24 protein-coding genes are annotated in these 24,992 nt (G+C 72.1%); 8 read left to right on the forward strand and 16 right to left on the reverse strand.

Annotated features, from left to right (window positions below; translation table 11 throughout):
* Nucleotides 1-253: 253 nt before the first annotated feature.
* From ACG04Q_RS22495 to ACG04Q_RS22525, 7 genes are all read left to right on the forward strand, one after another.
* On the forward strand, nucleotides 254-883 hold the full coding sequence (locus ACG04Q_RS22495; RefSeq protein WP_394513741.1) for a PEP-CTERM sorting domain-containing protein: 630 nt from the start codon (nucleotides 254-256) through the stop codon (nucleotides 881-883).
* Nucleotides 884-943: 60 nt separating this feature from the next.
* Nucleotides 944-2,299, forward strand: a complete 1,356-nt coding sequence (locus ACG04Q_RS22500) for a TolC family protein (protein ID WP_394513742.1) — start codon at nucleotides 944-946, stop codon at nucleotides 2,297-2,299.
* The gene (locus tag ACG04Q_RS22505) at nucleotides 2,296-4,014 is read left to right on the forward strand and encodes an efflux RND transporter periplasmic adaptor subunit (protein WP_394513743.1); all 1,719 of its coding nucleotides are present in this window, start codon (nucleotides 2,296-2,298) and stop codon (nucleotides 4,012-4,014) included. Before ACG04Q_RS22500 ends, ACG04Q_RS22505 begins: the two co-directional genes overlap by 4 nt.
* Nucleotides 4,015-4,152: 138 nt before the next feature.
* Nucleotides 4,153-6,315, forward strand: coding sequence for a site-2 protease family protein (locus ACG04Q_RS22510; protein WP_394513744.1), 2,163 nt, complete (start codon nucleotides 4,153-4,155; stop codon nucleotides 6,313-6,315).
* Complete coding sequence (locus tag ACG04Q_RS22515; protein WP_394513745.1) at nucleotides 6,308-8,308, forward strand: preprotein translocase subunit SecA; 2,001 nt, start codon at nucleotides 6,308-6,310, stop codon at nucleotides 8,306-8,308. The genes ACG04Q_RS22510 and ACG04Q_RS22515 overlap by 8 nt, the downstream gene beginning before the upstream one ends.
* Nucleotides 8,309-8,388: 80 nt before the next feature.
* Entirely contained in the window at nucleotides 8,389-9,117 is a 729-nt protein-coding gene (locus ACG04Q_RS22520; RefSeq protein WP_394513746.1) for an efflux RND transporter periplasmic adaptor subunit, read from the forward strand.
* Between the two features lie 2 nt (nucleotides 9,118-9,119).
* Nucleotides 9,120-9,626, forward strand: coding sequence for a hypothetical protein (locus ACG04Q_RS22525; RefSeq protein WP_394513748.1), 507 nt, complete (start codon nucleotides 9,120-9,122; stop codon nucleotides 9,624-9,626).
* Here the strand turns inward: ACG04Q_RS22525 and ACG04Q_RS22530 are convergent.
* The 11 genes from ACG04Q_RS22530 to ACG04Q_RS22580 all read right to left on the reverse strand — a co-directional run bounded on the left by ACG04Q_RS22530 (nucleotide 9,571) and on the right by ACG04Q_RS22580 (nucleotide 19,283).
* Nucleotides 9,571-11,823 carry a sensor histidine kinase gene (locus ACG04Q_RS22530; protein WP_394513749.1) on the reverse strand — a complete coding sequence of 751 codons (2,253 nt, stop codon included), beginning with the start codon at nucleotides 11,821-11,823 and terminating at the stop codon, nucleotides 9,571-9,573. The two genes, ACG04Q_RS22525 and ACG04Q_RS22530, sit on opposite strands and share 56 nt — an antisense overlap.
* A 26-nt stretch (nucleotides 11,824-11,849) precedes the next feature.
* Nucleotides 11,850-12,680, reverse strand: coding sequence for a phosphate/phosphite/phosphonate ABC transporter substrate-binding protein (locus tag ACG04Q_RS22535; RefSeq protein ID WP_394513750.1), 831 nt, complete (start codon nucleotides 12,678-12,680; stop codon nucleotides 11,850-11,852).
* A 115-nt stretch (nucleotides 12,681-12,795) separates the two neighbouring features.
* Entirely contained in the window at nucleotides 12,796-14,265 is a 1,470-nt protein-coding gene (locus tag ACG04Q_RS22540) for a radical SAM protein (RefSeq protein ID WP_394513751.1), read from the reverse strand.
* A 5-nt stretch (nucleotides 14,266-14,270) separates the two neighbouring features.
* The gene (locus tag ACG04Q_RS22545; protein WP_394513753.1) at nucleotides 14,271-14,990 is read right to left on the reverse strand and encodes a prolipoprotein diacylglyceryl transferase; all 720 of its coding nucleotides are present in this window, start codon (nucleotides 14,988-14,990) and stop codon (nucleotides 14,271-14,273) included.
* Complete coding sequence (locus ACG04Q_RS22550; RefSeq protein WP_394513754.1) at nucleotides 14,987-15,214, reverse strand: hypothetical protein; 228 nt, start codon at nucleotides 15,212-15,214, stop codon at nucleotides 14,987-14,989. The genes ACG04Q_RS22545 and ACG04Q_RS22550 overlap by 4 nt, the downstream gene beginning before the upstream one ends.
* A complete protein-coding gene (locus tag ACG04Q_RS22555; RefSeq protein ID WP_394513755.1) occupies nucleotides 15,211-15,474 on the reverse strand; it encodes a hypothetical protein in 264 nt (87 codons plus the stop codon). The genes ACG04Q_RS22550 and ACG04Q_RS22555 overlap by 4 nt, the downstream gene beginning before the upstream one ends.
* Nucleotides 15,471-15,707, reverse strand: a complete 237-nt coding sequence (locus ACG04Q_RS22560) for a hypothetical protein (RefSeq protein ID WP_394513756.1) — start codon at nucleotides 15,705-15,707, stop codon at nucleotides 15,471-15,473. The genes ACG04Q_RS22555 and ACG04Q_RS22560 overlap by 4 nt, the downstream gene beginning before the upstream one ends.
* Nucleotides 15,704-17,590, reverse strand: coding sequence for an MFS transporter (locus tag ACG04Q_RS22565; RefSeq protein ID WP_394513757.1), 1,887 nt, complete (start codon nucleotides 17,588-17,590; stop codon nucleotides 15,704-15,706). The genes ACG04Q_RS22560 and ACG04Q_RS22565 overlap by 4 nt, the downstream gene beginning before the upstream one ends.
* Nucleotides 17,587-18,363 carry a DUF2145 domain-containing protein gene (locus ACG04Q_RS22570; protein WP_394513758.1) on the reverse strand — a complete coding sequence of 259 codons (777 nt, stop codon included), beginning with the start codon at nucleotides 18,361-18,363 and terminating at the stop codon, nucleotides 17,587-17,589. Before ACG04Q_RS22570 ends, ACG04Q_RS22565 begins: the two co-directional genes overlap by 4 nt.
* Nucleotides 18,360-18,800 carry a hypothetical protein gene (locus ACG04Q_RS22575; RefSeq protein ID WP_394513760.1) on the reverse strand — a complete coding sequence of 147 codons (441 nt, stop codon included), beginning with the start codon at nucleotides 18,798-18,800 and terminating at the stop codon, nucleotides 18,360-18,362. The genes ACG04Q_RS22570 and ACG04Q_RS22575 overlap by 4 nt, the downstream gene beginning before the upstream one ends.
* Nucleotides 18,801-18,815: 15 nt before the next feature.
* The gene (locus tag ACG04Q_RS22580) at nucleotides 18,816-19,283 is read right to left on the reverse strand and encodes a YiaA/YiaB family inner membrane protein (protein WP_394513761.1); all 468 of its coding nucleotides are present in this window, start codon (nucleotides 19,281-19,283) and stop codon (nucleotides 18,816-18,818) included.
* 192 nt (nucleotides 19,284-19,475) lie between these two features.
* Between ACG04Q_RS22580 and ACG04Q_RS22585 the strand changes: the two genes are divergently transcribed.
* Nucleotides 19,476-20,252, forward strand: a complete 777-nt coding sequence (locus ACG04Q_RS22585) for a helix-turn-helix domain-containing protein (RefSeq protein WP_394513762.1) — start codon at nucleotides 19,476-19,478, stop codon at nucleotides 20,250-20,252.
* Between the two features lies 1 nt (nucleotide 20,253).
* Here the strand turns inward: ACG04Q_RS22585 and ACG04Q_RS22590 are convergent, their stop codons facing one another.
* The 5 genes from ACG04Q_RS22590 to ACG04Q_RS22610 form a co-directional block, all read right to left on the reverse strand.
* Nucleotides 20,254-20,628 (reverse strand): ribbon-helix-helix domain-containing protein, encoded by a 375-nt coding sequence (locus tag ACG04Q_RS22590; RefSeq protein ID WP_394513763.1) that lies wholly within the window; start codon nucleotides 20,626-20,628, stop codon nucleotides 20,254-20,256.
* A gap of 39 nt (nucleotides 20,629-20,667) precedes the next feature.
* On the reverse strand, nucleotides 20,668-21,246 hold the full coding sequence (locus ACG04Q_RS22595; RefSeq protein ID WP_394513764.1) for a DJ-1/PfpI family protein: 579 nt from the start codon (nucleotides 21,244-21,246) through the stop codon (nucleotides 20,668-20,670).
* A gap of 113 nt (nucleotides 21,247-21,359) precedes the next feature.
* Nucleotides 21,360-22,043: a CAAX prenyl protease-related protein gene (locus tag ACG04Q_RS22600; protein WP_394513765.1), complete on the reverse strand. Its 684-nt coding sequence runs from the start codon at nucleotides 22,041-22,043 to the stop codon at nucleotides 21,360-21,362.
* Between the two features lie 108 nt (nucleotides 22,044-22,151).
* Nucleotides 22,152-23,720 (reverse strand): alpha,alpha-trehalase TreF, encoded by a 1,569-nt coding sequence (gene treF, locus ACG04Q_RS22605; protein WP_394513767.1) that lies wholly within the window; start codon nucleotides 23,718-23,720, stop codon nucleotides 22,152-22,154.
* Nucleotides 23,717-24,970, reverse strand: coding sequence for an MFS transporter (locus ACG04Q_RS22610; RefSeq protein WP_394513768.1), 1,254 nt, complete (start codon nucleotides 24,968-24,970; stop codon nucleotides 23,717-23,719). Before ACG04Q_RS22610 ends, treF begins: the two co-directional genes overlap by 4 nt.
* Nucleotides 24,971-24,992: the final 22 nt, after the last annotated feature.

Raw genomic sequence — 24,992 nt, forward strand, 5'->3', positions numbered from 1 at the left:
CTGCCGCGCACCGCCGCCGAGATCGCCCAGGACGAGGCCGACCGCGCCCGCGCGCTCAGCGATGCCTGGCTCAAGGAGCTGGAAGAGCGCGCCAAGGCGCAGTGGCAGCAGCTGGTGGGGGGCAAGTGACCGCCCTCGTTTCGTCGCCTGGGCACCACGCCCGCGTCCCGTGCTCCGGGGATAGTCGCCGCGCGGCGGCTTCCCTAGGATGCGTTATCCGCGCTTTGGCGCGCCCGACTTTCGGACCTTCCCCATGACCCTCGCCTCATCTTCCCGCCGCTGGCTGTCTGCCGCCCTGCTGTCGCTGGGCGCCCTGGCCGGTTCCGCCCAGGCGGCGCCCACCGTCGTCACGCTGTACGGCGGCATCAACGGCTTCGGTGTGACGCCTGCTCTCGGCGTTGGCGAGTTCTTCCTGTTCAATGACCTGCCCTCGGCTGGCGACAGCTCCGAAGCCGATGCGTGGATCGCCCAGGGCGGCTTCAGCGCGTTGCTGAACACCGGCTACAGCGGTGACCTGGTCGACAGCGCCGTGCTGAAGGTCGTCAGCGGTGGCTGGGGCTTCGGCGGCCAGGCCAGCCTGTACCTGAACGGCGAGTTCGTCGGCAAGATCTCCGATGGCGACCCGGGCACCGAGCAGTTCAACAAGGTTGTCGAAGACAGCTTCGACCTGATCGACCTGCTGAACCTGCTGACTGGCGTCAACGACAAGTTCGAGATCCGCCCGGCGGATGGTTCCGACGGTGGCGCGGTGGACTACCTGCAGCTGACCTTCGTGCTGCCCGACACCGGCACGCCCAACACGGTGCCCGAGCCTGCCAGCGCCGTGCTGGCCGGCATTGCGGTGGCCGGGGCCGCGCTGGCGCGCCGCCGCCGCCGCGACTGACGCTTTCACGGACACTCACGCGCCGGCCTTTTTGGCCGGCGCGTTTCGTTTGGGCCTGCCGTGATCCGACGCCTCACCCGCCTCCTGCCCCTGTTCGTTGCCCTGCCGGTCGCGGCGCAGACGCTGCCCGAGCTCGCCGACCGCGCGCTGGCGGCCGACCCCGCCGTGCGGGCCACCGGCGCGTCGCTGCGCGCTGCCGAGGAGCGGCTGGTGCAGGCGCGCGCCGCCTACGGCCCCACGGCCAACCTGACCGCCACGTCCACCGAGACGCGCTACCAGGAGCTGCCGGCCGGCCAGACGCGGCCCTTTCGCGCCGACCAGTACGCCTTCCAGGTCACTCAGCCCGTCTGGCGCGGCGCGCTGTACCCGGCGCTGCAGGCCGCGCGCAGCCAGCTGGAGCAGGCCGGCAATGCGCTGCTGCAGTCGCGCCTGGAGGCGCAGCAGCGGCTGGCCGAGGCGGTGCTGGAGGTGTTCAAGTCGCGCGACGTGGTGGCTCACGCCACGGCGCTGCGCGAGGCCTACGGCGAGCAGCTGGCCGCGGCGCGGCGCGGCTTCCAGGTCGGCCGTGCGGCCGCACCCGAGGTGCGCGAGGCCGAGGCGCGGGTGGACAACGCCATCGCCCAGCTGCTGGCCGCCGAGGCCGAGCTGGACCTGCGCCAGCAGGTGCTGGCCGAGGTGGCCAACGGCCCCGTGCCGGCGCTGCTGGCCCGCGCCGTGGCGCCCGAGGCGCTGCCCGTGCTGCCGGCCGACAGCGTGCTGGAGTGGCTGTCCCAGGCCGAGGCCGAGAGCCCGCAGCTGCGCCAGGCGCGGCTGGCCGTGGACGCCGCCGAGGCCGAGACGCGCAAGGCCTCGCTGGCCCATGCGCCCACGGTGGACATCAACTACAACTACACCCACTCCAGCGACACCGGCACGGCCACCAGCATCTTCCCGCGCCGCGGCAACTCGTCGGCCATCGGTGCCACGCTGACCATCCCGCTGTTCGCCAGCGGCGCCACGCAGTCCAAGGTCGTCGAGACGCTGGCGCTGCGCGACAAGGCCGCCAGCGAGCTGGACCTGGCCCGCCGCACGCTGGTCATCGGCGTGCGCCAGGCCTTCGTCGCCACGCTGTCGGCGCTGTCGCAGGCCAAGGCGCTGGCCACGGCCGAGCGCTCGCAGGCGCTGTCGGTGCGCGCCAACCAGCGCGGCTTCGAGGTGGGCATCAAGACCAACGCCGACGTGCTGGAGGCGCAGGGCAAGCTGTTCGAGGCCCGGCGTGACCTGTCCCGTGCCCGGCACGACGCCTGGGCGGGTTATTTCAGGCTGCGCGCGCTGTCGGGCCAGCTCGGCGAGGCCGACTGGCAGGCGCTGGACGCGCAGCTCGTGGCCCACCGGCCGGTCGACCTCAACCGCGCCCGCGAGCGCAGCGGCTCATGACGGCCGACGACCACGACCTCGTGCTGCCGCCGCCCGCGCCCGTCGCGCAGGCGGCCGAGCTGGCGCCGGCGCTGGCGATGTGGCTGCAGCGGCTGCACGCGGCCGGCCTGGGTTGCCAGGGCGTCGCGCTGCACGCGGCCGACGCCGCCTGGCGCGCGCCGTTCGAGCGCGCCGACGTGGCCGACGCCTGGGCCGAGGCCCGTGCCCGCGTGACGCGCGACAGCCCCGTCGCGCTGAGCCGCGTGGCCACCGGCGAGCTGATGGTGGCCACCCACCTGGCCCTGCCCAGCGGCCAGCCCGGCATCGTGGGCGCGCTGCTCAGCCCGCCGCACAACGACCGCAGCCTGCAACTGCTGCTGCTGTCGCTGGGCTGGCTGCAGCTGACGCTGAGCGCCGCCAGCCTCGCGCACAACCAGCGCGCGGCCGAGCTGCTGGAGCTGATGGGCCACGTGGCATCGCACCGTCGCGCGCGCGCCGCGGCGCAGGACTGGGTCAACCGCACGGCGGCCTGGGCACGGCGGGAACTGCCGGCCGAAGGGGAACTGCGGCTGTCGCTGTTCGAGGTGCGCCACGAGCGCACGCACTGGTGGGTGGCGGCCGACGTGTCTCACGCCGAGACCGGCAGCCCCGCGCTGCGGGCGGCGGGCGAGGTGGCGCAGCGCGCCTTCGTCGAGGGCCGCGAGCTGGTGGAAGACGGCGTCTGGGCGCTGCCGCTGCTGGACCGGGGCGAGGTGGCGGCCGTGCTGGTGGCGCAGGGCGACGCGTCGCCGGCCGCGCAGCAGGTGCTGCGCACCAGCGCCACGCTGGCCGAGCCGCTGCTGCGCCACTGGCGCACGGCCGAGCTGCCGCTGCCGGTGCAGGCCTGGCGCGCGCTGCGCCGCGTGGTGGACCGCCTGCGCGGCCCTGGCCATCGGGCCTGGAAGGTCGGTGCGGCGGCCGTGGCCGTCGTGCTCGTCGTGCTGCTGCTGGTGCCGGTGGACGACCGCGTGACCGCGCACACCGTCATCGAGGGCCGCACGCGCCAGCTCGTCACGGCGCCGTTCGAGGGCTTCATCGCCGAGGCGCTGGTGCGGCCGGGCGACCGCGTGCGCCAGGGCCAGGTCTTGCTGCGCTTGGATGACCGCGAGCTGAAGCTGGACCAGGCCCGGCTGCGCGGCGAGCGCGACCAGGCCGCCGCCAAGCTGCGCCAGGCCATGGCCGACCGCGAGGCCGCGTCCGTCGCGCTGGCCAGCGCCGAGCTGCAGGGCGCCGAAGGCCAGCTCGCGCTGGTGGAGGCCAAGCTGGCGCGCGCGCAGCTGGTGGCGCCCATCGATGGCCTGGTCGTCAGCGGCGACTGGGTGCAGCAGCTGGGCAGCCCGGCCGAGCTGGGCAAGGAGATGTTCGAGATTGCCGCCGAGGGCTACCGCGTCGTGCTGCACGTGCCCGAGCGCGACATCGCCCGCGTGCGCGTGGGTCAGCCCGGCGTGCTGCGCCTGGCCGGCCAGCCGCATGCCGGCCACGACTTCGAGCTCAGTCGCGTGACGGCCACCGCCAGCGTGCAGGACGGTGCCAACGGCTTCCGCGCCGAGGCCGCGTGGCGGGGCGAGGTGCCGGCGCTGAGCCCCGGCATGCAGGGCGTGGCCAAGGTGGTTGTCGGTCGGTCCAACCTGCTGACGATCTGGACGCGCGAGTCCGTCGACTGGCTGCGTCTCAAACTCTGGCAGTACTGGATATAGACGACATGGCGCCCCTCGTCCAACGAGTACGTTGGCCGGTCCCCCGAGGGGACGGCGATGCATGCGGCATTGAGCCGCACGCACATCGCCAGGACGGGCCGGCTTGGGAGCGGCCCGGCGCTCGGCCCGGGAGCTGACATGCAGGCGCTGCTTTCGGAGCACTGGCACGCGCTGCGCCACCTGCGCCCCCGGCTGCGTGACGGCGTCGAGCCGCTGCACCGCCGGCTGCGCGGCCGCTCGTGGGTGCTGCTGTCCGACCCGGTGGCGCAGCGCTTTCACCGCATGACGCCCGAGGTGTGGCGCGTGCTGTCGCTGTGCGACGGGCGCCGCACGCTGGACGAGGTCTGGGACGCCGCCTGCGCCGCGGCCAGCGATGACGGCGCGACGATCTCGCAGCATGAGCTGGTGCAGCTGGTGTCGTCGCTGCACGCCAACGACCTGCTGCAGACGCAGGTCTCGCCCGACGCCGGCGAGGTGTTCGAGCGCTTCCAGCGCCAGCGCAAGGCCAAGTTCAAGCAGAACTGGCTGAACCTGATGAGCCTGCGGCTGCCGCTGTTCCACCCCGACGCGTGGTTCGACCGGCAGACCGTGCTGGCACGTGCGCTGTTCAGCCTGCCGGTGCTGCTGCTGTGGCTGGCCCTCGTCGTGCCCGCGGCGGTGCTGGGCGCGCAGCACTGGCAGGCGCTGACGCAGAACCTGTCGGACCGCGTGCTGTCCGCCAGCAACCTGGTGCTGCTGTGGTTCGTCTACCCCGTCGTCAAGGCGGTGCACGAGTGGGCGCATGGCCTGGCCGTGAAGGCGCATGGCGGCACGGTGCGGGAGGTGGGGTTGCTGTTCATCCTGTTCACGCCGGTGCCGTATGTGGACGCGACGTCGTCCTACGGCTTCCCGTCCAAGTGGGCGCGGGCGCAGGTGGCGGCGGCGGGCATCCTGGCCGAGCTGGCGCTAGGCGCCGTGGCGTTGTTCGTGTGGCTGGCGGCCGAGCCGGGGCTGCTGACCGCGGTGGCCTACAACGTCATCCTCATCGCCGGTGTGTCGACGCTGCTGGTCAACGGCAACCCGTTGATGCGCTACGACGGCTACTTCATCGCGACCGACCTGCTGGAGCTGCCCAACCTGGCGCAGCGCGCCCAGGCCTACTGGGTCTACCTCAGCGACCGCTGGCTGTTCGGCGCGCGCGACGCTGAACCGCCCATGGTGTCGGACGGCGAGCGCTGGATCCTGTTCCTCTACGGCGCCATCGCGCCCGTCTACCGGCTGCTCATCACGGTCGGGCTGATCTGGTTCGTCGCCAGCGAGTACCTGCTGATCGGCGCCATCATGGCCATCATGGCGGGCTGGCAGGCGCTGGTGATGCCGCTGTGGAAGGCCTGGAAGCACCTGGACGAAGGCGGTTCGCTGGCGCGCCGGCGCGACCTGGCCAAGCGCCGCGCGCTGCTGCTGGCGGCGGGCGTGCTGGGCTTTCTGGGCCTGGTGCCGCTGCCGTTCTACTCGGTGCACCAGGGCGTGGTGTGGCTGCCGGACGAGGCGCTGGTGCGCGCCGAGGCGGCCGGCCAGATCAGCGCCGTGAAGGCGGCGCCGGGCAGCGCGGTGGCGCGCGGCGGCGCCATCCTCAGGATCGACAACCTGCCGCTGCAGGCCGAGCTCGCGCAGGCCGCCGCGGCGCTGGCGCAGACCGAGGCCACGCTGCGCCGCGCCGAGGTGGCCGAGCCGGCGCGCGCCATCCCGCTGCGCACCGAGCTGGCCGCGCGGCAGCAGCGCTACGAGGAAGCGCGCGCCCGCGTCGCCGCGCTGGACGTGGCGGCCAACGTCGCCGGCCGCTGGGTGCCCGACGCGCCCACCGAGCTGACCGGCCGCGCCGTCAAGCGCGGCGAGCTGCTGGGCTACCTCGTCGCCGGGCCGACCGACCGCGTGCGCGTGGCTGTGTCGCAGGAGGATGCCGACCTCGTGAAGCACCGCCTTTCCTCCAATCCGGGGGGCGTGCAGGTGCGGCTGATGCAGTGGCCGCACGCCACGCAGGACGCGAGCGTGCGCCGCCAGGTGCCGGGTGGCGGCTTCGAGCTGGTGTCGCCGGCGCTGGGCTCGTCGGGCGGCGGCGAGGTGGCGGTGGACCCGTCCAAGGAGGGCGGCAAGCACAGCCTGCGCCGCGTGTTCGACATCGAGCTGCAGCTGGCCCGGCCGTCGCCCAGCGCCGTGTTCGGCGACAAGGTCTGGGTGCGCTTCGACCTGGGCGCCACGCCGCTGGCGGCGCAGTGGCTGCTGCGGCTGCGCCAGGCCTTCCTCGCGAGGCTGAATGTCTAGCCTGGCCGCCGACCTGCGCTGGCTCAAGGCCCTGGCCGGCCCGGAGTTCCGCCGCGCCGACACGCTGCGTGACGAGCGTGGCGCCGAGGGTGACCAGAAGCTGGAGCGCTGGCTGCGCGACGTGGCCGGCTGGCTGCCGGTGCGGAGCGAGTCGGCCGCCAGCGTGGCCGCGCTGAGTGCCGCCATCGCCGCGCAGCCGCTGCGCGATGCAGAGGACGAGGCCGTCGTGCGGCAGCTGCTGGACGCGATGGCCGCGCTGCGCGCCGCGCCCCACGACGGCGCCGCACTGGCCCGCGCGCTGGGCGCCGTCGGCGAGGCGGCGCGGCGCCGGCTGGGCCTGTGGCCGCACCCCGTGCAGTTCGCCGGCGCGCGCCTGCTCATCACCGGCCAGCTGGCCGAGATGCGCACCGGCGAGGGCAAGACGCTGGTGGCCGCGCTGGCCGCCACGGTGATGGCCGCCAGCGGCGCGCGCGTGCATGTCGTCAGCACCAACGACTACCTCGCGCAGCGCGACTGCGAGGAGATGGCGCCGCTGTTCGCGTTCTTCGGCCTGGCCGGCGGCTTCGTCAAGGGCGGCATGGAGCCCGACGAGCGCCGCACCGCCTACCGGCATGCGGTCTGCTACGTCAGCGGCAAGGAGCTGGTGTTCGACTACCTGAAGGACCGCCTCGCCGGCCACGGCCTGCTGCCGGGCCGCGTGGCCGGCCTGCGCGGCTTCGTGCGCGGCGAGTCGGCCGAGCCGCTGATCCCGGCGCTGCACTTCGCCATCGTCGACGAGGCCGACAGCGTGCTCATCGACGAGGCCCGCACGCCGATGATCATCTCGCAGGAGTCCGAAGGCATCCACGAGCCGGCGCTGCTGGCCTGGGCCATTGCCGCCGCGCGCGAGCTGCGCGAGGGCCAGCACTTCACGCTGAAGCTGGCCACCCGCGAGGTGGAGCTCAAGCCCGGCGCGCTGGATGCCTGCCCGCCGCTGCCCGACGGCGTGCGGCCCGTGTGGCGGGCGCGGCCGTGGCGCGAGCAGCTGCTGCGCCAGGCGCTGACGGCGCTGCACTTCTACGAGCGCGATCAGCACTACATCCTGGCCCCCGGCGAGAAGCCCGAGGAGGGCCTCAAGGTGCAGATCGTCGACGAGAGCACCGGCCGCGTGATGGCCGACCGCAGCTGGGAGCAGGGCCTGCACCAGCTCATCGAGGCCAAGGAGGGCGTCAAGCTCACGGCGGGCCGCGACACGCTGGCGCGCATGACCTTCCAGCGCTTCTTCCGCCGCTACTACCTGCTGGCCGGGCTGACCGGCACCGCCGCCGAGGCGGCCCGTGAGCTGTGGGCCACCTACCGGCTGCGCGTGCGCCGGCTGCCGACGAACAAGCCCATCCAGCGCCGCGAGCTGCCGCCCGCCGTGCTGCCGGATGCCGCCGCCAAGTGGCAGGCCGTGGCCGACGAGGCCATGGCCGCCGCCGCGCGCGGCCAGGCGGTGCTGGTGGGCACCCGCAGCGTGGAGGCCAGCGAGGCCGTCGCCGCGGTATTCACCGCGCGCGGCGTGGAGGCCACCGTGCTGAACGCGCGCCAGGACGCCGAGGAGGCGGCCATCGTGTCGCGGGCCGGCGCGTCGGGACGCATCACCATCGCCACCAACATGGCCGGCCGCGGCACCGACATCAAGCCCGACGCGCAGGCGCTGGCCGCCGGCGGGCTGCACGTCGTCCTCACCGAGTTCCACGAGTCGCCGCGCGTGGACCGCCAGCTGTTCGGCCGCAGCGGCCGCCAGGGCCAGCCCGGCACCGTGCGGGCGCTGGTGGCGGCCGACGACCCACTCTTCAAAACCCTGCCACCCGCGCTGCGCGCCGCGCTCGCCCGCGGGCAAGGCCTGGCCCTGGCCGTGCGCCTGGCGCAGCGCGACGCCGAGCGCCGCGCCTGGCAGATGAGAAAACAGACCCTGCGGCAGGACCGCGAACTGCACCGCATCATCGGCATTGCCGGTTCCACGACATGAAGCCCACGCCTCTTTCTCCTGCCCTTCTTGCCCTCCTTGCTCTGCCGAGCCTGCCCGCCTCGGCGCAGGAGTACGACTGCATGATCGAACCCGCGCAGACGGTGGAGATCCGCAGCCCGGTCGTCGGCATCCTGGAGCGCGTGCACGCACGCCGTGGCGAGGCGGTGCGCCAGGGGCAGGTGCTCGTCAGCATCGAGAGCAGCGTGGAGGCCAGCGCGGCCGAGTCGGCCAAGGCGCGCGCCGATGCGCAGGGGCAGGCCGAGATGTCGCGCGCCAAGGTGGGCGCGCTGCGCGAGAAGGCACGCCGGCTGCAGGACCTGCTGACGGAGGAATTTGTCTCCGCCCAGGCCGTGGAAGACGCGCAGGCCGAACTCAAGCTGGCGGAAGCCGAACTGAAGACGGCCACGGAGAACAACCAGATTGCGCGGCTGGACCACCGCCAGGCCGTCGACCAGCTGCGCCGCCGCCAGATCCTGGCGCCGTTCAGCGGCGTCGTCGTCGACCAGTACCTCTACCCCGGCGCGCTGATGGACAGCAGCGACACCAAGAAGCCCGTGCTGAAGATCGCGCAGACCGACCCGCTGAAGGTGCAGGCGCTGCTGCCGGTGAAGGCGTTCACGGCGGTCAAGCCGGGGCAGATGGTCAGCGTCACGCCCGAGGCGCCGTTCTCGGGCAAGCCCATCCAGGCCAGGGTGCGCACGGTGGACCGCGTCGTCGACGCGGCCGCGGGCACCTTCGGCATCGTGGCCGAGATTCCCAACGCCAAGGGTGAACTTCCGGCAGGGTTGCGCTGCCGGGTCAAACTCTGAGCATGCTGAAGCTGCTGCTGGCGCCGCTGCGCTGGCTCGTCCGCGTCGTCCTGGCCCTGCTCATCCTCTTCGAGGAATGGGGCTGGGAGCCGCTGCGGCGGGCGTTTGCGCTGCTGGCGAGGCTGCCGTTCATCCGGCAGCTGGAGACGCTGTTGCGGCGGCTGCCGCCGCGCTGGGCGCTGGTGGCGCTGCTGCTGCCCAGCGTGCTGATCCTGCCGGTCAAGCTGCTGGCCGTGTGGCTGGTGGCCGAGGGCCGCGTGACGCTGGGTGTGGCCGTCATCGTCGCGGCCAAGCTGTTCGGCACCGCGCTGCTGGCGTGGCTGTTCCAGCTCATCCAGCCGGCGCTGATGCAGCTGGCCTGGTTCGCGCGGCTGCATGCGCGCTGGACGGCCTGGAAGGCCGATCTGCTGGCCTGGGTGCGTGCCAGCGCGGTGTGGCGCGCGGCGCGGGCCGTCAAGCTGCGGCTGGTGCGCCGGTTGCGGGGCTGGCGTCGGTCGGTGTCGCCGTGACGCGCAGCCGCAGCGTGGCCGTGGTGCCCCGGCCGGGTTCGCTGCGCAGCAGCAGGCTGCCGTCCATCAGCTCGATGATGGCCTTGACGATGGACATGCCCAGCCCGGTGCCGGGAATGGCGCCGGAGCGGTCGGCGCGGTAGAAGCGCTCGCTGACGCGGGCCAGCTCCTGCGCGGTCATGCCGATGCCGCGGTCCTCGACCTCGATGTCCACCTGCCCATCGTCCGCCGGCTGCAGTCGCAGCGTGACGGGGCCGCCGCCGGGGGAGTATTTGTAGGCGTTGGACAGCAGGTTGCGCAGCGCCTGCCCGAGCTTGCTGGCGTCGGCATGCACCCACAGCGGCTGCGCGGCGGGCAGCAGCGCCGGCGCCTCACGGCCCGCGGGAACGCCGAAGTCGTCGACGGTGCGGCGCAGCAGCTCGTTCAGGCAAACCGGCCCGAACTGGAAGTCCAGTGCGCGGCGGGCCTCGATGCGTGACAGGTCCAGCAGCTCGTCCAGGATGTCCATCATGGCGCGGCTCTGACGGTGCACGCGCTGCAGCAGCTCGCGGTGCCGCTCGGGCGACATCTCGCGGTGGATGAGCAGCTCGACGAAGCCGAAGATGCTGGTCATGGGCGTGCGCAGCTCGTGCGCGGCGGTGGAGAGGAACTCGCTCTTGAGCCGGTCCAGCTCGAACTGCTGGCTGACGTCGCGGATGTGCAGCAGCTGCGGCGTCTCGGCGCCGCCGCCGTCGTGCAGCGCGAGCGACAGGATGCGCGCCATCGGCTGGGCCATCTGCACGATGCGCGGTGCGTCGCGCAACTCCTGCAGCCGCAGCGGCCGCAGGGCATCCGATTCGGCGAAGCGGGCCTGCAGCAGCGCCTCCAGGCCGGCTTCGTCCTGGCCCAGCAACTGGCGGTCGGACAGCATGGTCAGGAACACGCAGGCCGGGCTGACGAACTGCACGCGGTGCCGGGCATCGAAGGCGATGAAGCCGTCCGGCGTCAGGTTGAAGATGGCGTGCAGCTGGCTGGTCTGGCGGCGCAGCCGCGCCACCATGTCGCCCACCTGGCTGGACAGCTGCTCGATGGCACCGGCGCGCATGCCGTCGGCGACGGAGCCGGCGGAGCCCAGCATCTGGCTCATGGCCGTCATCGCGTGGGCGCGGGCGTCCAGCTCGGTCCGCAGCTGGTTCTCCAGCAGCTGCCGCTCGGTCACGTCGCGCAGCACGATGACGGCGCCGGCGGCGTCGCCGTCCGGGCCGGAACGCACCGGCGCCAGGCTGGCTTCGAGCATGCGCTTGCCGCGCTCGAAGCGGTGCCCGAGCCAGCCGTCCGGTGCCGTCGGGTCCACGTCGAGTTCGGGCAGCAGCGCCGCGATGGGCTGGCCCAGCAGCGTCGCGCTGGCGCCGCCCAGCAGTTCACCCAGCACCGGGTTGGTCAGCACGACGATGCCCGCGCGATTGACGGTGGCCACGCCCTCGGCGATGGAGGCCAGCGTGACGGCCGCCTGCGCGCGCTCGGCCTGCAGCGACGCCGCCACCTGGTTGACCACCTCGAAGGTGCGCTGGAACTCCAGCGGTGCCTGGTCCACCGGCATTGGCAGCAGCGCCTGGCCACCCTCCTGCAGCCGGGTGCCGAGGTCGCTGACGCGGTCGAGCTGGCCCAGCCAGCGCTTGAGCGGCCACCACACCAGGGCCAGACCCGCCAGCACGCCGAGGGCGGCGAGCAGCAGGGCCAGCCGCATGACCTGCCAGATGTCGGCGGCGACGCGGTCGCTCCAGACCGACAGCCGCGTGATGCCGTAGTCGCGCCCGCCGACGTTGATGGTCGCGTTGACCGGCGACTGTCGCGATTCGACGTGACGCACCAGCCAGTCGGGCGGCGTGGGGTCGGGGCGGTCCTGGCGCACGACCTCGATGCGCCCGCCCTTGAGGTCGATGAAGGCGGCCCGCTCGAACAGCGGATGCGTGATGACGCGTTCCAGCGTGCGCCGGATGGTGTCGTAGTCGCCCACGACGGCGGAGTCGGCGACGGCGGGCGACAGCAGCGCCGACATCGCCTGCGCGCCGCTGTCCGCATCGTCCAGCGTGGCCCGGAAGGTGTAGGCCAGGAAGACGCCGACGCCCGTCACCACCAGCAGCGTCAGCGCCACCGTGTAGACCAGCATGACGCGGCTGACCAGCGAGCGCGGCAGCAGGGCGTCGATACGGCTCATGGGGGGGGGCGCGCCGGTCCGTACGTTCAGCGCAGCGTGGCCGGCGCGGATTGGTAGAAGCGCCGGTAGGACGCGTATTCGTGGCCGTCGGAGGCGACGAACACCGCGTCGGCCGGCAGGCCCACCAGCTTGGCGCCGCTGGCCAGGATCTCGCGGCCCTGGGGGTCCTGCGCCATGCCGATGAAGGCCTTGGCGACGGCCTGGGCGTCCCGCGCCGGCACCTTGGGCGACACCATCAGGGCCAGGTCGTGGTACGGCTCCGAGCTCCACAGCACGCGGAACTGCTTGCCCTCGCGCTTGGTATAGCCCTCCACCAGCTGCGAATTGGCGCCCACGGCGGCGACCTTGCCGCTGAACAGCTGGGCGAAGGCGCCGTCCATGTTGCCGCCGAACACGGCGCGCACGTTGACCTTCTGCTGCAGCAGCTGGGCGTAGGTGGTCTTGTAGGCGACGAAGGCCTCGGGGCCAGGGAAGCCGATCTCCTTGCCATCCAGCTGGGCGAGGCTCTTCACCGGCGAGTCGGCGGCGACGACGATCTGGCCGTGCAGCGGCGGCGTGTTGCGCCGGCCGAAGACCTTCCAGCCCATCTGCTCGCGTTCCGGGCTGAACAGGTGGTTGGTGAAGGCGAACTCCACCTCCTGCGCCAGCACGTAGGCGGTGGTGTCGGCCGAGGTGCGGCCCAGCTTCAGCGACAGCTTGACGCCGCTCTTCTCGGACACATAGGCGACGATGGGGTTCCAGTACGACGCCGCCGTGGCGATGTTGGCCTGGTTGACGGGCGAGAAGTGGTATTCCGTCTGCGCCAGGGCGGGCAGGGCCAGGCCGGCAGCGGCCAGCAGCAGGGTGATGGCTTTCATCGGGGCTCCAAAGGCGGTGCGGTGCGTCGATTGTGGGCACCGCCGCCCGGCTTGCCCACCGCGCCGCGCGCGCCCCGGCGCCGCGGCCGTGAACTTGTCCGCTGCGCCGTGGCGCTCAGCCCACGGTCACGCGCACCGGAACGGGGGCGGGCGGGGCCGCGCCGGCGCGCCAGGCGCGGCCCTGGTCGATCTCGGCGCGGATGGCGGCGAGCTGCTGCTGCCGCTCGTCGCGGTAGAACAGGTTGTGGGCCTCGAACGGGATCAGCCGCCCGTCGGGGCACGCGATGTGGATGCAGCTCTTCTTCAGCGCGCGGATGTCCAGCGACTGCGCGTCCATGAACTGCACGATGAGCACGCGGAACACGTCGCGGTAGCTCAAGCGCGGCGCGTCGACGCGCGGCAGGCAGCACAGCAGCTCCGACAGGCAGTTGGCGCCGCTCTCGGGCGAATGGTTGGTGGAGAACAGCTTGAACACGGCGGCCTTCAGCGCCGGGTCGCCCTCGAAGACGATGGTGCTGCGCTCGCCGGCCAGCAACGTCTGCGCGTCCAGGTAGCGGGTCAGCGGCACCAGGCCGCCCTCGCCGCGGATGGCGTAGGCCATCGCCAGCGTGTCGGGGTTGCAGGGCACGGGCAGCACGTCGGCGGTGGTGAACACGCCCGATTGCTCGGCGATGCGGCGGCGCAGCTCGCTGACGGTCAGGCGGTGCTTCGCCGCGTCGTAGGCCTCCACGCGGCCGGCGTTCTGGATGGGCTGCAGCGTCACGCCGCGCACGCAGGCGAACGACTGGCCGTGGCGGATCACGTCGCCGATCTCGTCGTCGTTGACCCTGCGCTTGACCGTCATCACCAGCGTGGTGGACAGACCCAACGCCTCCAGCCGCGCCAGCGCCTCGTCGTGCGGGCGGCGCAGGTCGGCGCCGCGCAGGTCCATCAGCGCGTCGCGCTTGAGGGAGTCGAACTGCAGGTAGACCTCCAGCCCCGGCGCGTAGCTGGCCAGCCGCTCGGCGAAGGCCGCGTCCTGCGCGATGCGCAGCCCGTTGGTGTTGACCATCAGGTGCTTGATGGGCCGGGCGCGGGCGGCGTCGAGGATGTCGAAGAACTGCGGGTGCAGCGTCGGCTCGCCGCCGGAGAGCTGCACCACATCGGCCTCGCCCTCGCTGGCGACGATGGCGTCCAGCATCGCGATGACCTCGGCGAGGGACCGGTGCGTCAGCCGCTCCGGCCCGGAGGCCGCGTAGCAGGTGGGGCAGCGCAGGTTGCAGTGGTCGCTGATCTCGACGATGGACAGGCAGCTGTGTTGCATGTGGTCGGGGCACAGACCGCAGTCGTAGGGGCAGCCGTAGTGCATGGGCGTCGCGAAGCGCTGCGGCATCTCGGGCGGCTTCACGTACACCTCGCGGCACAGGCGGTAGTAGTCGGCGTCGTCGCTGACGAGCACGCGCTCGGTGCCGTGCGCGGGGCACCACTTGTCCATGAAGACCTGCTCGTCCTTGATGACGATCTTGGCCTCGCAGGGCCGCAGGCAGGTCGTGCAGACCGACTGCGTCGTGTCGTAGAACAGGTAGGGGCGGACTTTGCGGGTCATGCGGTTCAGCGCGCGGCGCGCAGCGTGAGGGGCAGGTAGACGGCCAGCGCGACCAGGCAGGTCCACTGGATGCCCGACAGGCCCAGCGGGTACGCCACGGGCACGGGCTTCAGGAACTCGATGGCGAGGCGCCACAGCAGGTAGCCGGCGAGGAACAGCTTGAACGCCAGGCCCGGCGTGGCGAAGCGGGCGCGGTGCAGCAGCCAGCCCAGCGGCAGCACGACGGCGATCTCGTACAGCTGCGTCGGGTGGCGCGGCGTGCCGTCGCCGAAGTCCACGCCCCAGGGCAGGGCGGTGGGCAGGCCGTAGGTGTCGTCATGCAGGCCGGCGAGGAAGCAGCCGACACGGCCCAGTCCCAAGCCCACCGCGATGGGCCACACCATCGCGTCGCCGGTGCTGCGGGTCTGGCCGGTGAGCTTCTTGGCGATCTCCACGCCGATCAGCCCGCCCAGCAGGCCGCCGACGATGCTTTGGCCCGGCCAGGCCAGTGAGCGGCTCTCCCAGAGCGTCCGTGCGATGTCCGGCCGCTCGATGAGGAAGACGAGTTTGTTGCCCAGCGCTGCGCCGATCAGCAGCCCCACCAGCACGCCGAAGTTCCCTGGCGCCAGCGCGCCGCCGCGCTGCTGGCCCTTCAGTGTGCGGCGCCACATCGCCGCGCCCAGCGCCATGCCGGCCCAGGCGAAGGCGGTGTGCGCCCAGGCGGCGGCGGTGGCGCTGGCGATCAAGCGTCTTCGCGCGGCGAGCGCAGCAGCAGCCACGCGCACAGGCAGGCCAGTCCGCCGCCGATCAGCAGCGACGGCAGGGCGATGCCCAGAAAGGCGCCGTTGGCAGTGGCGGAAATCACCGTGAACACGCCGCCGCACAGCCCCACCAGCCCGAACCCCAGCGCGGCCACGACGAGCAGGCAAGCCGTGATGAAGCGCCAGGCGCGTGCTAGTCCGTCGCTCATGGACGTGTGCGCCGCAGCCAGGCGCGACGCAGGAGCCGCCCGCACCACCACGCGAGCGCGCCACCGATGAGCAGGCTGGGAACGGCGATGATCAGCGCCGCGCCGGCGTAGCTGCCGGACCGGCTGGACAGGACGTCGGGCAGCGCCATCAGCGTGAACGCCGCGCCGCACAGCCCGGCCAGGCCGAAGCCCAGCGTGGCCGCGGCCAGCAGCGCGATGGCCAGGAAGCGCCAGAACTTGGAGTCGGTGTTCTCGGTCATGAGAGGTCCTTCGGGGGCCGCGGTCCTTTCGGCAGGCGGCTGATCAGGAACGCACAGCACCAGGCGAGGGCCAAGCCGCCCACCAGGCAGGGCAGCGCCAGCACCAGGAAGGGCCGGCCCGGGATGTCCAGCGCCGTCAGCGTGACGTAGCCGGCGCAAGCGCTGATGGCCAGAAAGCCCAGCGCGCCGGCGCCGAGCACAGCGGTCAGCAGGCCGCGTGCCAGCGGGTTCATGCCAGCAGGCCCGCGACGCGCGCGCGCAGCACGTCGGGCGTCACGTCCGCCGGCTTCATCGGCGCGTCCACCGTCAGGCTGATGGGGCTCCAGAGCCCGCGCCGCAGCGGCTTCACCATCGCCTTGCCGCCTTCCACGCGCGAGAAAAAGCTGCCCCACAGGTTGCCCAGCGCCATCGGGATGACCGGCACGTCGGGCAGGCCGTCGATGAGCTTCATGACGCCGCCCTTGAAGGGCTGCAGTTCACCGTCGCGCGTGATGCCGCCCTCGGGAAAGATGCAGACCATCTCACCATCGGCCAGCACGGCGCGGGCGGCGGCGAAGGCGGCTTCGTACGTGGCCGGGTCGGCCTTGGCCGGCGCGATGGGGATGGCCTTGGCCAGCTTGAACATCCAGCCCAGCACGGGGATCTTGAAGATCTGGTGGTCCATCAGGAAGCGGATGGGCCGCGGGCTGGCGGCCATCAGCAGCACGGCGTCGACGAAGCTGACGTGGTTGCACACCAGCACGGCCGGGCCGGTGGTGGGGATGCGCTCGTCATGGACGATGCGAAAGCGGTAGATCAGCCTTGTGAGCACGAAGGCCGCGAAGCGCAGCAGGTACTCCGGCACGATGAGGAAGATGTAGATGCCGACGACCGCGTTGGCCAGGCCCACGGCCAGAAACACCTGCGGGATCGTCAGGCCCGCGCCCAGCAGCGCGCCGGCGATGACGGAGCTGGCGATCATGAACAGCGCGTTCAGGATGTTGTTGGCCGCGATGATGCGGGCGCGGTGCGTGGGCTGCGCGCGCAGCTGGATCAGCGCGTACATGGGCACGCTGTACAGGCCGGCGAACAGCGCCAGCAGCGTCAGGTCGGCCAGCACGCGCCAGTGCGCATGCACGGCCAGGAAGGCGCTCACCGTGTACGGCGCGCTGGCCGGCAGGCCGGTGGACGCGAAGTACAGGTCGATGGCGAAGATGCTCATGCCGAGGGCGCCCAGCGGCACGAGGCCGATCTCGACGTGGCGCTTGGACAGCATCTCGCACAGCAGCGAGCCGATGCCGATGCCGATGGAGAACACCGCCAGCAGCAGCGACGCCACCTGCGGGCTGCCGTGCAGCACCTCCTTGGCGAAGGCCGGGAAGTTGCTGAGGAACACGGCACCGAAGAACCACATCCACGAGATGCCCAGCAGCGAGCGGAACACCGCCAGGCCTTCGTGCGCCAGCTTGAGGTTGCGCCAGGTCTCGGTGAAGGGGTTCCAGTTGATGACGAGGTTCGGATCGGTCGACGGGCTGGCGGGGATGTACTGCGAAGCGATGCGGCCAAGGATGGCCAGCGCCAGGCAGGCTCGGGCGACGTTCTCCGGGCCGACGATGGGCGTGTCGACGAGGATGCCGCCGGCCAGCTGGCCCAGCAGGATGGCCACGAAGGTGCCCATCTCCACCATGCCGTTGCCGCCGGTCAGCTCGCGCTCGCTGAGCTGCTGCGGCATGTAGGCGTACTTGACCGGGCCGAACAGCGTGGAGTGCAGGCCCATCAGGAACACGCAGCCCAGCAGCGCCGGCACGTTGGCCGCGTAGAAGCCCCACGCGGCGATGGCCATGATGGCGATCTCCAGGCTCTTCACGAGCTGCATCAGCCGCGCCTTGTCGTGCTTGTCGGCCAGCTGGCCGCTGGTGGCCGAGAACAGCACATAGGGCAGGATGAACAGCGCACCGATGACGAGGCCCGCCATGCTGGGCGGCAGCCAGTCCAGTTGCAACTGGTAGGTCACCATCAGCGTGAATGCGAACTTGAAGACGTTGTCGTTCGCGGCGCCGAGGAACTGCGTCCAGAAGAAGGGCGCGAAGCGGCGCTGGCCCAGCAGGGCGAACTGATTGGGATGCTCTTGGCTCATGGCTTGACCAGCTGCGGAGGTTCCGAAAGATTGGCACGCGGCAGCCAGGCGAACATCGAGTCGACGGTGACCGTGTCGATGTGCCCGCTGAAGCGGCGCGCGCTCGGATGATCGTCGAAAGCGATGTTGGCCTTGGTGAGCCGGCCACCCAGCCGCGTCATCGTGGACAGGTGCAGGTCGGTGGGCTGGTAGCCCTGGGCCTTCAGCCAGGCCTGCGCGTCGCGGCGGTTGTTGATGCCGGGCGCGGCCGAGCCGGCCAGCGTCTCCAGCACCCACTGGTTGCTCTGCTGGTAGGTGGTGCCGAACGCGTAGGCCACCATGCTGTAGCGGCGCTCGTTGAAGCGCGCGATGAAGGCGTTCTGCGGCAGCACCTGCAGCAGCGCCTGCTGCAGCTCGGGCTTGAGCACGACGAAGGCGGCGTCGTAGCGGTGCGGGCGGTCGAGGAAGAACTCGCCCAGGCCCTGGCGGTACAGCGCCGCGTGGTCGGTGCCGCACTGGTTGAGCTTGTGCGCGACGCGCCAGACGCCGGCCTGCGGGTCCTTGTAGACAAAGCCCAGGTGCGACCACTGCAGGCCGTACTTGGACAGGTCCTGCCCGGCCCGCGCCAGGATGACGACCTGCGCGCCGCTGGCGTCCAGCTGCCGCGCCGTGGCCTGGGCCAGGTTCAGGCCCTGCTCGATCTGGCGGACCGTGGGCTGCTTCTCCTCGCACGGCCGGCCGGCGTGCGCGGCCGTGGCGACGACCAGCGCCGCCAGCGCCAGGGCGGGCTTCAACGGGTGACCTGCTCGTTGTGCAGCAGCGCCTTGCCGATCTCGTTGGGGATGAAGGCGATGACCTCCCCGGCCACCGACAGCACGGTGCCCGCGCCGATGACCGACACCGTGACCGCCGCGCCGGTGGACACGACGATGCCCTCGGCCAGCTTGCCCGAGGCCTTGATGCTGATGCGCGCGCCGTCGGACGCGCGCTCCAGCACCCAGACCGTGGCGCCGCCGACGACCTCCACGCTGACGACCACCAGCGTCACGCCGGCCGACAGGATGCCCACCGGCAGCGCGCTGAGCGCCACGCCGGTGGCGCTGACCGCGCCGACCGACAGCACCACGGGGGCCAACGACAGCGCCGCGCTGGCTTCGGACGGGCTGGTGTGGGCCAGCGCCGGCTGGCTCAAGGCCAGGCACAGGCTGGTGAGGGCGAACAGGTGCTTCATGAAGGGCTCCCGGGGTTACTGGGCCTGGCCGTCGGCGGGCATGGCGGCCTCGCGGCGGCCCTGCATGCGGGCTTCGAGCAGGTCGGCTTCGTGCGCGTCGCGTAGCATCTTGGCCAGCGTGAAGACGTTCGAAATGAGGTACAGCCAGCACACGCCCAGGTAGGCCTTCCACACCGGCTGTATCTCCATGCGCCACAGGCCCCAGCCCGTCAGGCCCATGGCCAGCGCGAAGCCGGTCCAGACGACGATGCGCCACATGGGCGTGTCGACGGGGCGGTCCTGGTTGTCGCGGATGAACTTGGCGAGCGCGAACGCCGTGGACAGGCAGAACACATAGCCCATCACCATGAAGGCGCGGTCCAGGTCCTGCCCCGGCAGCCAGGCCAGGCCCGAGCCGCACAGCATGACGCTGAGGCCGAAGGACACCCAGACCTGCAGGCGCCAGGCGCTGGTGTCACGGCGGATGAAGGGGGACGAGGACATGCTGGGGGACTCCCTGGGTTCTGGAATGGCCGCGATCTTGCGCGAAGCCGGCGGTGCTGCCCTCGGGAATAGTTCCGAGGCGCGCGGCGAGCGACGTTCGGTAGCGTTTGGTGACACCGGCAGGCCGTAATCTGCTGTTGATGGCGGGCCGCCGGTCGCCCCGAGGCGCGCCATGCGCTACCGTTCGCGCCCATGTCGAGCACCCAATCCCTCGTGGCCCTCATCAAGGCCGAGTTGAAGAGCCAGGGCCTGAGCTACGCCGAGCTGGCGCGGGAGCTGGAGCTGTCGGAGTCCAGTGTGAAGCGCATGCTGGCGCCGGGCGGGGAGATGCCGCTGTCGCGCGTGGACGAGATCTGCCGCGTGCTGAAGCTGGAGTTCGCCGAGCTGGCCGCGCGCATGGCCGCGCAGGCGCCCACGCAGCGCGAGCTGAGCCTGGAGCAGGAGAAGGCCGTCGTGGCCGACCCCAAGCTGCTGCTGGTGGCCATCTGCTGCCTGAGCCTGTGGGCGCTGGAGGACGTGCTGGCCCGCTACCGGCTCAGCGAGGCGGACGCCGTGGCCGCGCTGGTGAAGCTGGACCGGCTGGGCGTCATCGAGCTGCGGCCGCACAACCGCTACCGGCTCAAGGTCGCCAAGACGCTGCGCTGGCGGCCGCAGGGGCCGGTGATGACGTTCTTCCGCGAGCGCGTGATGGCGGACTTCTTCGCCGGCGGCTTCGACGGCGACGGCGAGCTGTTGACGCTGGTGCACGGCGAGTTCGGCGCCGGCCATGCGCGCGAGCTGGCCGAGCGGCTGCAGCGCGCGGCGGACGACTTCGCCCGCCAGCACCTGCTGGACCAGAAGCTGCCATCGGCCGAGAAGCGGCCCTACAGCGTCGTCATCGGGCTGCGGTCGTGGGTGTTCGAGGCCTTCCGCGACCTGGAGCGGCCGGGCCTGGGGCTGGCCCGGTCGCCCGGTTCGCGCGCCCGCTGAGTCAGTTCGTCAGGCCGCGCGGCGTGCCGCCCCAGCCCGTGTGCAGGTCGCGCAGCACGGTGGGCGCGTCCAGCGTGCGCAGCGGGATGCTGCGGTCGGCCGGGATGCGCCCCTGCGCGAGCAAGGCCTCGTAGCGCAGCGCGCTGACGCGCAGGAAGGACGCGAAGTTGCCCACCTCGCCGCGCGCGATCACGAGTTCGTCGTAGAGCTTCTCGATCAGCTGCGCCACGCCCAGGCCGTCGCGGCCGGCGATCTCCTCCAGCACCTGCCAGAACAGGTTCTCCAGCCGGATGCTGGTGACGACGCCGTGCAGCCGCACCGAGCGCGTGCGGCTGTCGTAGCTCTGCGGGTCGGCGCTGATGAACACCTCGCACATGCGTCGTCTCCTGGGAAGGCAGCCCCCAACTCTAGACGCTCAGTGCGTGATGCGCGTGCCCAGCACCTGCAGGAACTGCGCGATCCAGGCCGGGTGCGCGGGCCAGGCCGGGGCGCTGACGAGGTTGCGGTCGGTCACGGCCTGGTCGACCGGGATGCCGACGTACTCGGCGCCGGCCAGCTCCACTTCCACCTGGCAGGCCGGGTAGGCGGACACCCGGCGGCCCTTCAGCAGGCCGGTGGCCGCCAGCAGCTGCGCGCCGTGGCAGACGACGGCCACCGGCTTGTCGGCGGCCAGGAAGTGCCTGACGATGTCGACGACCGCGCTGTTCATGCGCAGGTACTCGGGCGCCCGGCCACCGGGGATGACCAGCGCGTCGTAGGCCGCGGGGTTCACGTCGGCGAAGCTGGCATTCAGCGTGAAGCGGTGGCCGGGCTTCTCGCTGTAGGTCTGGGCACCTTCGAAGTCGTGGATGGCGGTGTGCACCCAGTCGCCGGCGCGCTTGTCCGGCGCGACGGCGTGCACCGTGTGGCCCACCGCCTGCAGGGCCTGGAAGGGCACCATGGTTTCGTAGTCTTCCGCGTAGTCGCCGCAGAGCATCAGGATCTTGCGCGTCATCGTCGTCTCCAGTCTTGAGCCGGCCCGCTCCGCCCGGAGCCGGTGCCGTGCCGCGATTGTTCGAACGATGGCGGCGCGGCAGGTAGCAGCCCGCTGTGACCCCGACCGGCGCGCTACCAGAACTCCCAGCGTCCGGTGCGGATGACCCACACGCCCAGCATCGCGTTCGTCACCGCGTGCGCGATGACGGCCGTCCACAGCTTGCCGGTGCGGCGGTACAGCCAGGCGTAGGCCAGGCCGGCGACGATGGCGGCCAGCCACAGCGTGTGGGCGAGCGTGAAGACGAAGGTGGACAGCACGATGGCCTTGATGCCCACGGTCTGCGGGTCCACGCGCTCGAACGCGGGGTTCTGCACCCAGCGCATCAGGAAGCTGCGCCAGAACAGCTCCTCCATGACCGGCACGACGAGTGCCGCGCCGATCAGCCGCAGCGCGATCAGCGGCCAGATGAGCCGGCCATCGGCGTCCAGCGGCACGAAGCTGGCCGTGGCGCTGCCGAGCTGCATCCACTGCGCGTCCAGCTGCACCCAGATGGCGAACACGGCGATGCCGACGACGACGGCCCAGCCGGTCTCGCGCGCGTCCGGCAGGTTCTGCCGCACCAGCTCGCCGTAGCTGCGCCAGTAGTACGCCAGCAGGCCGGCGACGATGAGCGCCTGGCCGCCGTAGATCCAGCGGGTGTCGATGCCCAGCGTGTCGGGCAGGTAGCCCCGCAGCGCCAGCAGCGCCATGAAGACCACGAACGGAATGCAGCGGGCGAGGGCGGCGGGGCTGAGGGCGGGGGTGTCGGCAGGCATGTCGAGGCCCAGCTTAGCCGGGGGCCGTGACAGCTTGGGGGTTCCCGTCCCCCAAGCCTCAGGGGGCCAGGGCCTGTCCGCGACCCCTTGCGGCGGCGCGGACAGGCCCTAAGCTTTCAGCAAGCCGTCCTTGAACGCGACGAACACGCCGTTGGTCCAGCCGAAGCCGTCCTGCGTCTCGTACTCGCCGCCGCCGCCGGGGCGGTCCTCGGCCACGTCGTACTTCTCCAGCAGCCGGCCGGTGGCCAGGTAGACGCGGTGCACGCTGGCGCACCAGCGCGCGGCGATGTCACGGCCCAGTTCGCCGTGCCCGTGGCGTGCCAGGCCTTGCGCGGCCATCCACTGCAGCGGCGCCCAGCCGTTGGGAGCGTCCCACTGCTGGCCGGTGGCCAGCGCCGTCGTCAGCAGGCCGTTGGCGCCGAGCAGGTGGCGCCGCACCTGCGCAGCCATCGCATCGGCCTGTGCCGGCGTGGCCAGGCCCAGGTACAGCGGCACCAGCGCGGCGGCGGTCAGCGGGCGCGGGTCGGCGGCATCGCGCCAGTTCAGGTCGGCATAGTGACCTGGCCCCACGTCGGCACGCCAGAAGCGCGTCTGCAGCAGCTGGCGGCGCGTGGTGGCGCGGGCGTTGAAGGCCTGGGCAGTTGCCGTGTCACCCGCGCGCGCGGCGCCCAGAGCGATGGCGGCTTCCAGGCCGGCCAGCAGCGCGTTGAGGTCCACCGGCGCGAGCGCCGTCGTCTCGATGGTGGCGATGTCGGCCGGGTCGGCGCACCAGCGGCCGGAGAAGTCCCAGCCGCTTTCGGCGCCGGCGCGCAGGTCGCGCCACACCTGCTCGTGCGGCCGGCCGCTGGCCTCGGCCGTCTCGACGTCCTCGCGCCAGCTTTCCTCGCGCGGCGTGCAGCGGTCGTCCCAGTAACGGTTCAGCAGCGCGCCGTCGGCCAGCCGCACGACACGGCGATGCGCCTGCCCCGGCGCCAGCGTGGCCTCGCCGGCCATCCAGAACGCGTGCTCTGCCCGCAGCGAGGCGAGGTGCACGGCGAAGCCGGTCGCGGGGTCGTCGGCGTGCAGCAGCTCGACCATCTTGAAGAAGAACGGCGGCTGCGAGCGGCTCAGCATGTAGCTGCGGCTGGCGTTGGGCACGAAGCCGTGGCGGGCGATGAGGTGCGCGAAGTTGGCCAGCATGTCCTCGGCCAGGTCGCGCCGGCCGTCGGCCACCAGGCCCAGCATCGTGAAGTAGCTGTCCCAGTAGTACAGCTCGCGGAAGCGCCCGCCGGGCACCACGTAGGGGTGGGGCAGCGGCAGCAGGCTGTCGCCCTGCTGCGCCTGCGTGTGCTCGCGCACCAGCAGCGGCCACAGCGCGCGGATGTGCTCGCGGATGCCCAGCTGCGGGCCGCTGACGGCGTCGTGGCCGGGCAGCACGAAGTGGGCATGCACGAAATCGGCCAGCGAGAAGCCAGGCAGGCGGTGTTCGGCGTCGAAGCGGGCGCGGATCAGCGCCGGTGCGCTGCGCGGCCGCGCGTCGACAAAGCTCTTGCCGTCGCCGAACACGCGGCCCATCTGCACGGCGACGAACAGCTCGCCGTACAGCGCGTGGGGCGTGGCCGCGGCGCTTTGCGTGACGGTGGCATGGAGGGGCGCGGCGGCGAACAGGTCGCCGGGGCGCGGGGAGGAGGAGGTCATGGCGCGAGATGCCGGCGCAGGCGCGTCAGCGCGAGCGCGAGGGCGGCGGTGGGAACGAGGAGCAGGCCGAAGGCGGTGAGGCCGTCGAAGGCGACGAACAGGCGGCCGGTGATGAAGCTGCCGAGCGTGCCGCCTAAAGCGGAGAACACGACGATGAGGCCGGTCATGGCCGCGTGCTGTCGCTGCGGCAGCGCGCTGAGCATGGCGGAGTTGATGGCCGGGTAGATGGGCGCCAGCAGCAGGCCCGTCAGCGGCAGCAGGTAGGCCGCGGGCGGCGCGTTGAACCAGCCGACGTCGGCGCCCAGCGGCGCAACGTGGCGCGCCAGCGGCAGCGTGGCGAGGATGAGCGCGGCGATGCCGATGAGGCAGCCGATGACGACTGCGAACCAGCCCAGCCGGCCGATGACGGCGGCGCTGGTCAGGCGCCCCAGCGCCGTGGTGGCCGGCATGATGACGGCCAGGCCCACGCTCATGGCGGTGGGCAGGTGCAGCACCTCGTTGTTGAAGCTGGGCAGCCAGGTCGAGATGCCCTGCTCGATGAGCACGTACAGGAAGGCCGACAGCAGGAACACGACGACCAGCGCCATGCGCAGCAGTGGCGCCATCGCGGTGAGGTCGTCGCGCAGCGTGGTGCCGGGCGACTGGATGGGGCCTTCGTCCAGCGGACTGACGAGCAGCAGCATGAACGCGCCGGCGGCGATGGCCGCGAGCAGCGGGTAGACCTGCAGCCAGCCGGTGCCGTCGGCGTGCGCGGCCTGGCTGAACAGCAGGAAGCCGGCCAGCACACCGACCATGAACAGGCCTTCCAGCAGGTTCGTGAAACGCGCGTGGCCGGCGCGGTCGTGCGTGACGAGGCCGATCATGGAATAGGCCGACACCTTCACGAGCGCGAAGCCGGCGCCCAGCGTGGCGAACAGCAGCTTGATGGCCCAGAAGGCGGACAGCGCCGGCATGGCCAGGCACGTCGCGCCGACGGCGGCGAGGGCGAGCAGCATGGATTTCTTCAGGCCCAGCCGCGGCAGCAGCGACGCGACGAGGAAGGAGGTGAGGGCGATGGGGAGGTCCTTCCACGCGTCCAGCAGCGCAGCGTCCTGGCGGGCGACGCCCAGGGTCTGCACGACGAGCAGGTTCACGGCACCGACGCTGTTCAGCAGGGCGCCGAACAGCATGTAGGTGAGGATGATGGCGAGGCGGATGCGCAAGGTGCCGGTGGGCTTCATCGTCGTCTCGGCGGTGAGGGAGTGGGTCATGAGTGTGAGGGTGCGGCTTGGC

The organism is Pelomonas lactea (assembly GCF_043555885.1).
GTDB classification, from domain to species: Bacteria; Pseudomonadota; Gammaproteobacteria; order Burkholderiales; family Burkholderiaceae_C; genus Pelomonas; species Pelomonas lactea.

Bases quoted from the DNA above. Each gene is read 5' to 3' on its own strand.
- ACG04Q_RS22495 (WP_394513741.1), top strand. From the start codon at position 254: ATGACCCTCGCCTCATCTTCCCGCCGCTGGCTGTCTGCCGCCCTGCTG.
- ACG04Q_RS22505 (WP_394513743.1), top strand. From the start codon at position 2,296: ATGACGGCCGACGACCACGACCTCGTGCTGCCGCCGCCCGCGCCCGTC.
- ACG04Q_RS22510 (WP_394513744.1), top strand. From the start codon at position 4,153: ATGCAGGCGCTGCTTTCGGAGCACTGGCACGCGCTGCGCCACCTGCGC.
- ACG04Q_RS22515 (WP_394513745.1), top strand. From the start codon at position 6,308: ATGTCTAGCCTGGCCGCCGACCTGCGCTGGCTCAAGGCCCTGGCCGGC.
- ACG04Q_RS22520 (WP_394513746.1), top strand. From the start codon at position 8,389: ATGATCGAACCCGCGCAGACGGTGGAGATCCGCAGCCCGGTCGTCGGC.
- ACG04Q_RS22525 (WP_394513748.1), top strand. From the start codon at position 9,120: ATGCTGAAGCTGCTGCTGGCGCCGCTGCGCTGGCTCGTCCGCGTCGTC.
- ACG04Q_RS22530 (WP_394513749.1), bottom strand. From the start codon at position 11,823: ATGAGCCGTATCGACGCCCTGCTGCCGCGCTCGCTGGTCAGCCGCGTC.
- ACG04Q_RS22535 (WP_394513750.1), bottom strand. From the start codon at position 12,680: ATGAAAGCCATCACCCTGCTGCTGGCCGCTGCCGGCCTGGCCCTGCCC.
- ACG04Q_RS22540 (WP_394513751.1), bottom strand. From the start codon at position 14,265: ATGACCCGCAAAGTCCGCCCCTACCTGTTCTACGACACGACGCAGTCG.
- ACG04Q_RS22550 (WP_394513754.1), bottom strand. From the start codon at position 15,214: ATGAGCGACGGACTAGCACGCGCCTGGCGCTTCATCACGGCTTGCCTG.
- ACG04Q_RS22555 (WP_394513755.1), bottom strand. From the start codon at position 15,474: ATGACCGAGAACACCGACTCCAAGTTCTGGCGCTTCCTGGCCATCGCG.
- ACG04Q_RS22560 (WP_394513756.1), bottom strand. From the start codon at position 15,707: ATGAACCCGCTGGCACGCGGCCTGCTGACCGCTGTGCTCGGCGCCGGC.
- ACG04Q_RS22565 (WP_394513757.1), bottom strand. From the start codon at position 17,590: ATGAGCCAAGAGCATCCCAATCAGTTCGCCCTGCTGGGCCAGCGCCGC.
- ACG04Q_RS22575 (WP_394513760.1), bottom strand. From the start codon at position 18,800: ATGAAGCACCTGTTCGCCCTCACCAGCCTGTGCCTGGCCTTGAGCCAG.
- ACG04Q_RS22580 (WP_394513761.1), bottom strand. From the start codon at position 19,283: ATGTCCTCGTCCCCCTTCATCCGCCGTGACACCAGCGCCTGGCGCCTG.
- ACG04Q_RS22585 (WP_394513762.1), top strand. From the start codon at position 19,476: ATGTCGAGCACCCAATCCCTCGTGGCCCTCATCAAGGCCGAGTTGAAG.
- ACG04Q_RS22590 (WP_394513763.1), bottom strand. From the start codon at position 20,628: ATGTGCGAGGTGTTCATCAGCGCCGACCCGCAGAGCTACGACAGCCGC.
- ACG04Q_RS22595 (WP_394513764.1), bottom strand. From the start codon at position 21,246: ATGACGCGCAAGATCCTGATGCTCTGCGGCGACTACGCGGAAGACTAC.
- ACG04Q_RS22600 (WP_394513765.1), bottom strand. From the start codon at position 22,043: ATGCCTGCCGACACCCCCGCCCTCAGCCCCGCCGCCCTCGCCCGCTGC.
- treF (WP_394513767.1), bottom strand. From the start codon at position 23,720: ATGACCTCCTCCTCCCCGCGCCCCGGCGACCTGTTCGCCGCCGCGCCC.
- ACG04Q_RS22610 (WP_394513768.1), bottom strand. From the start codon at position 24,970: ATGACCCACTCCCTCACCGCCGAGACGACGATGAAGCCCACCGGCACC.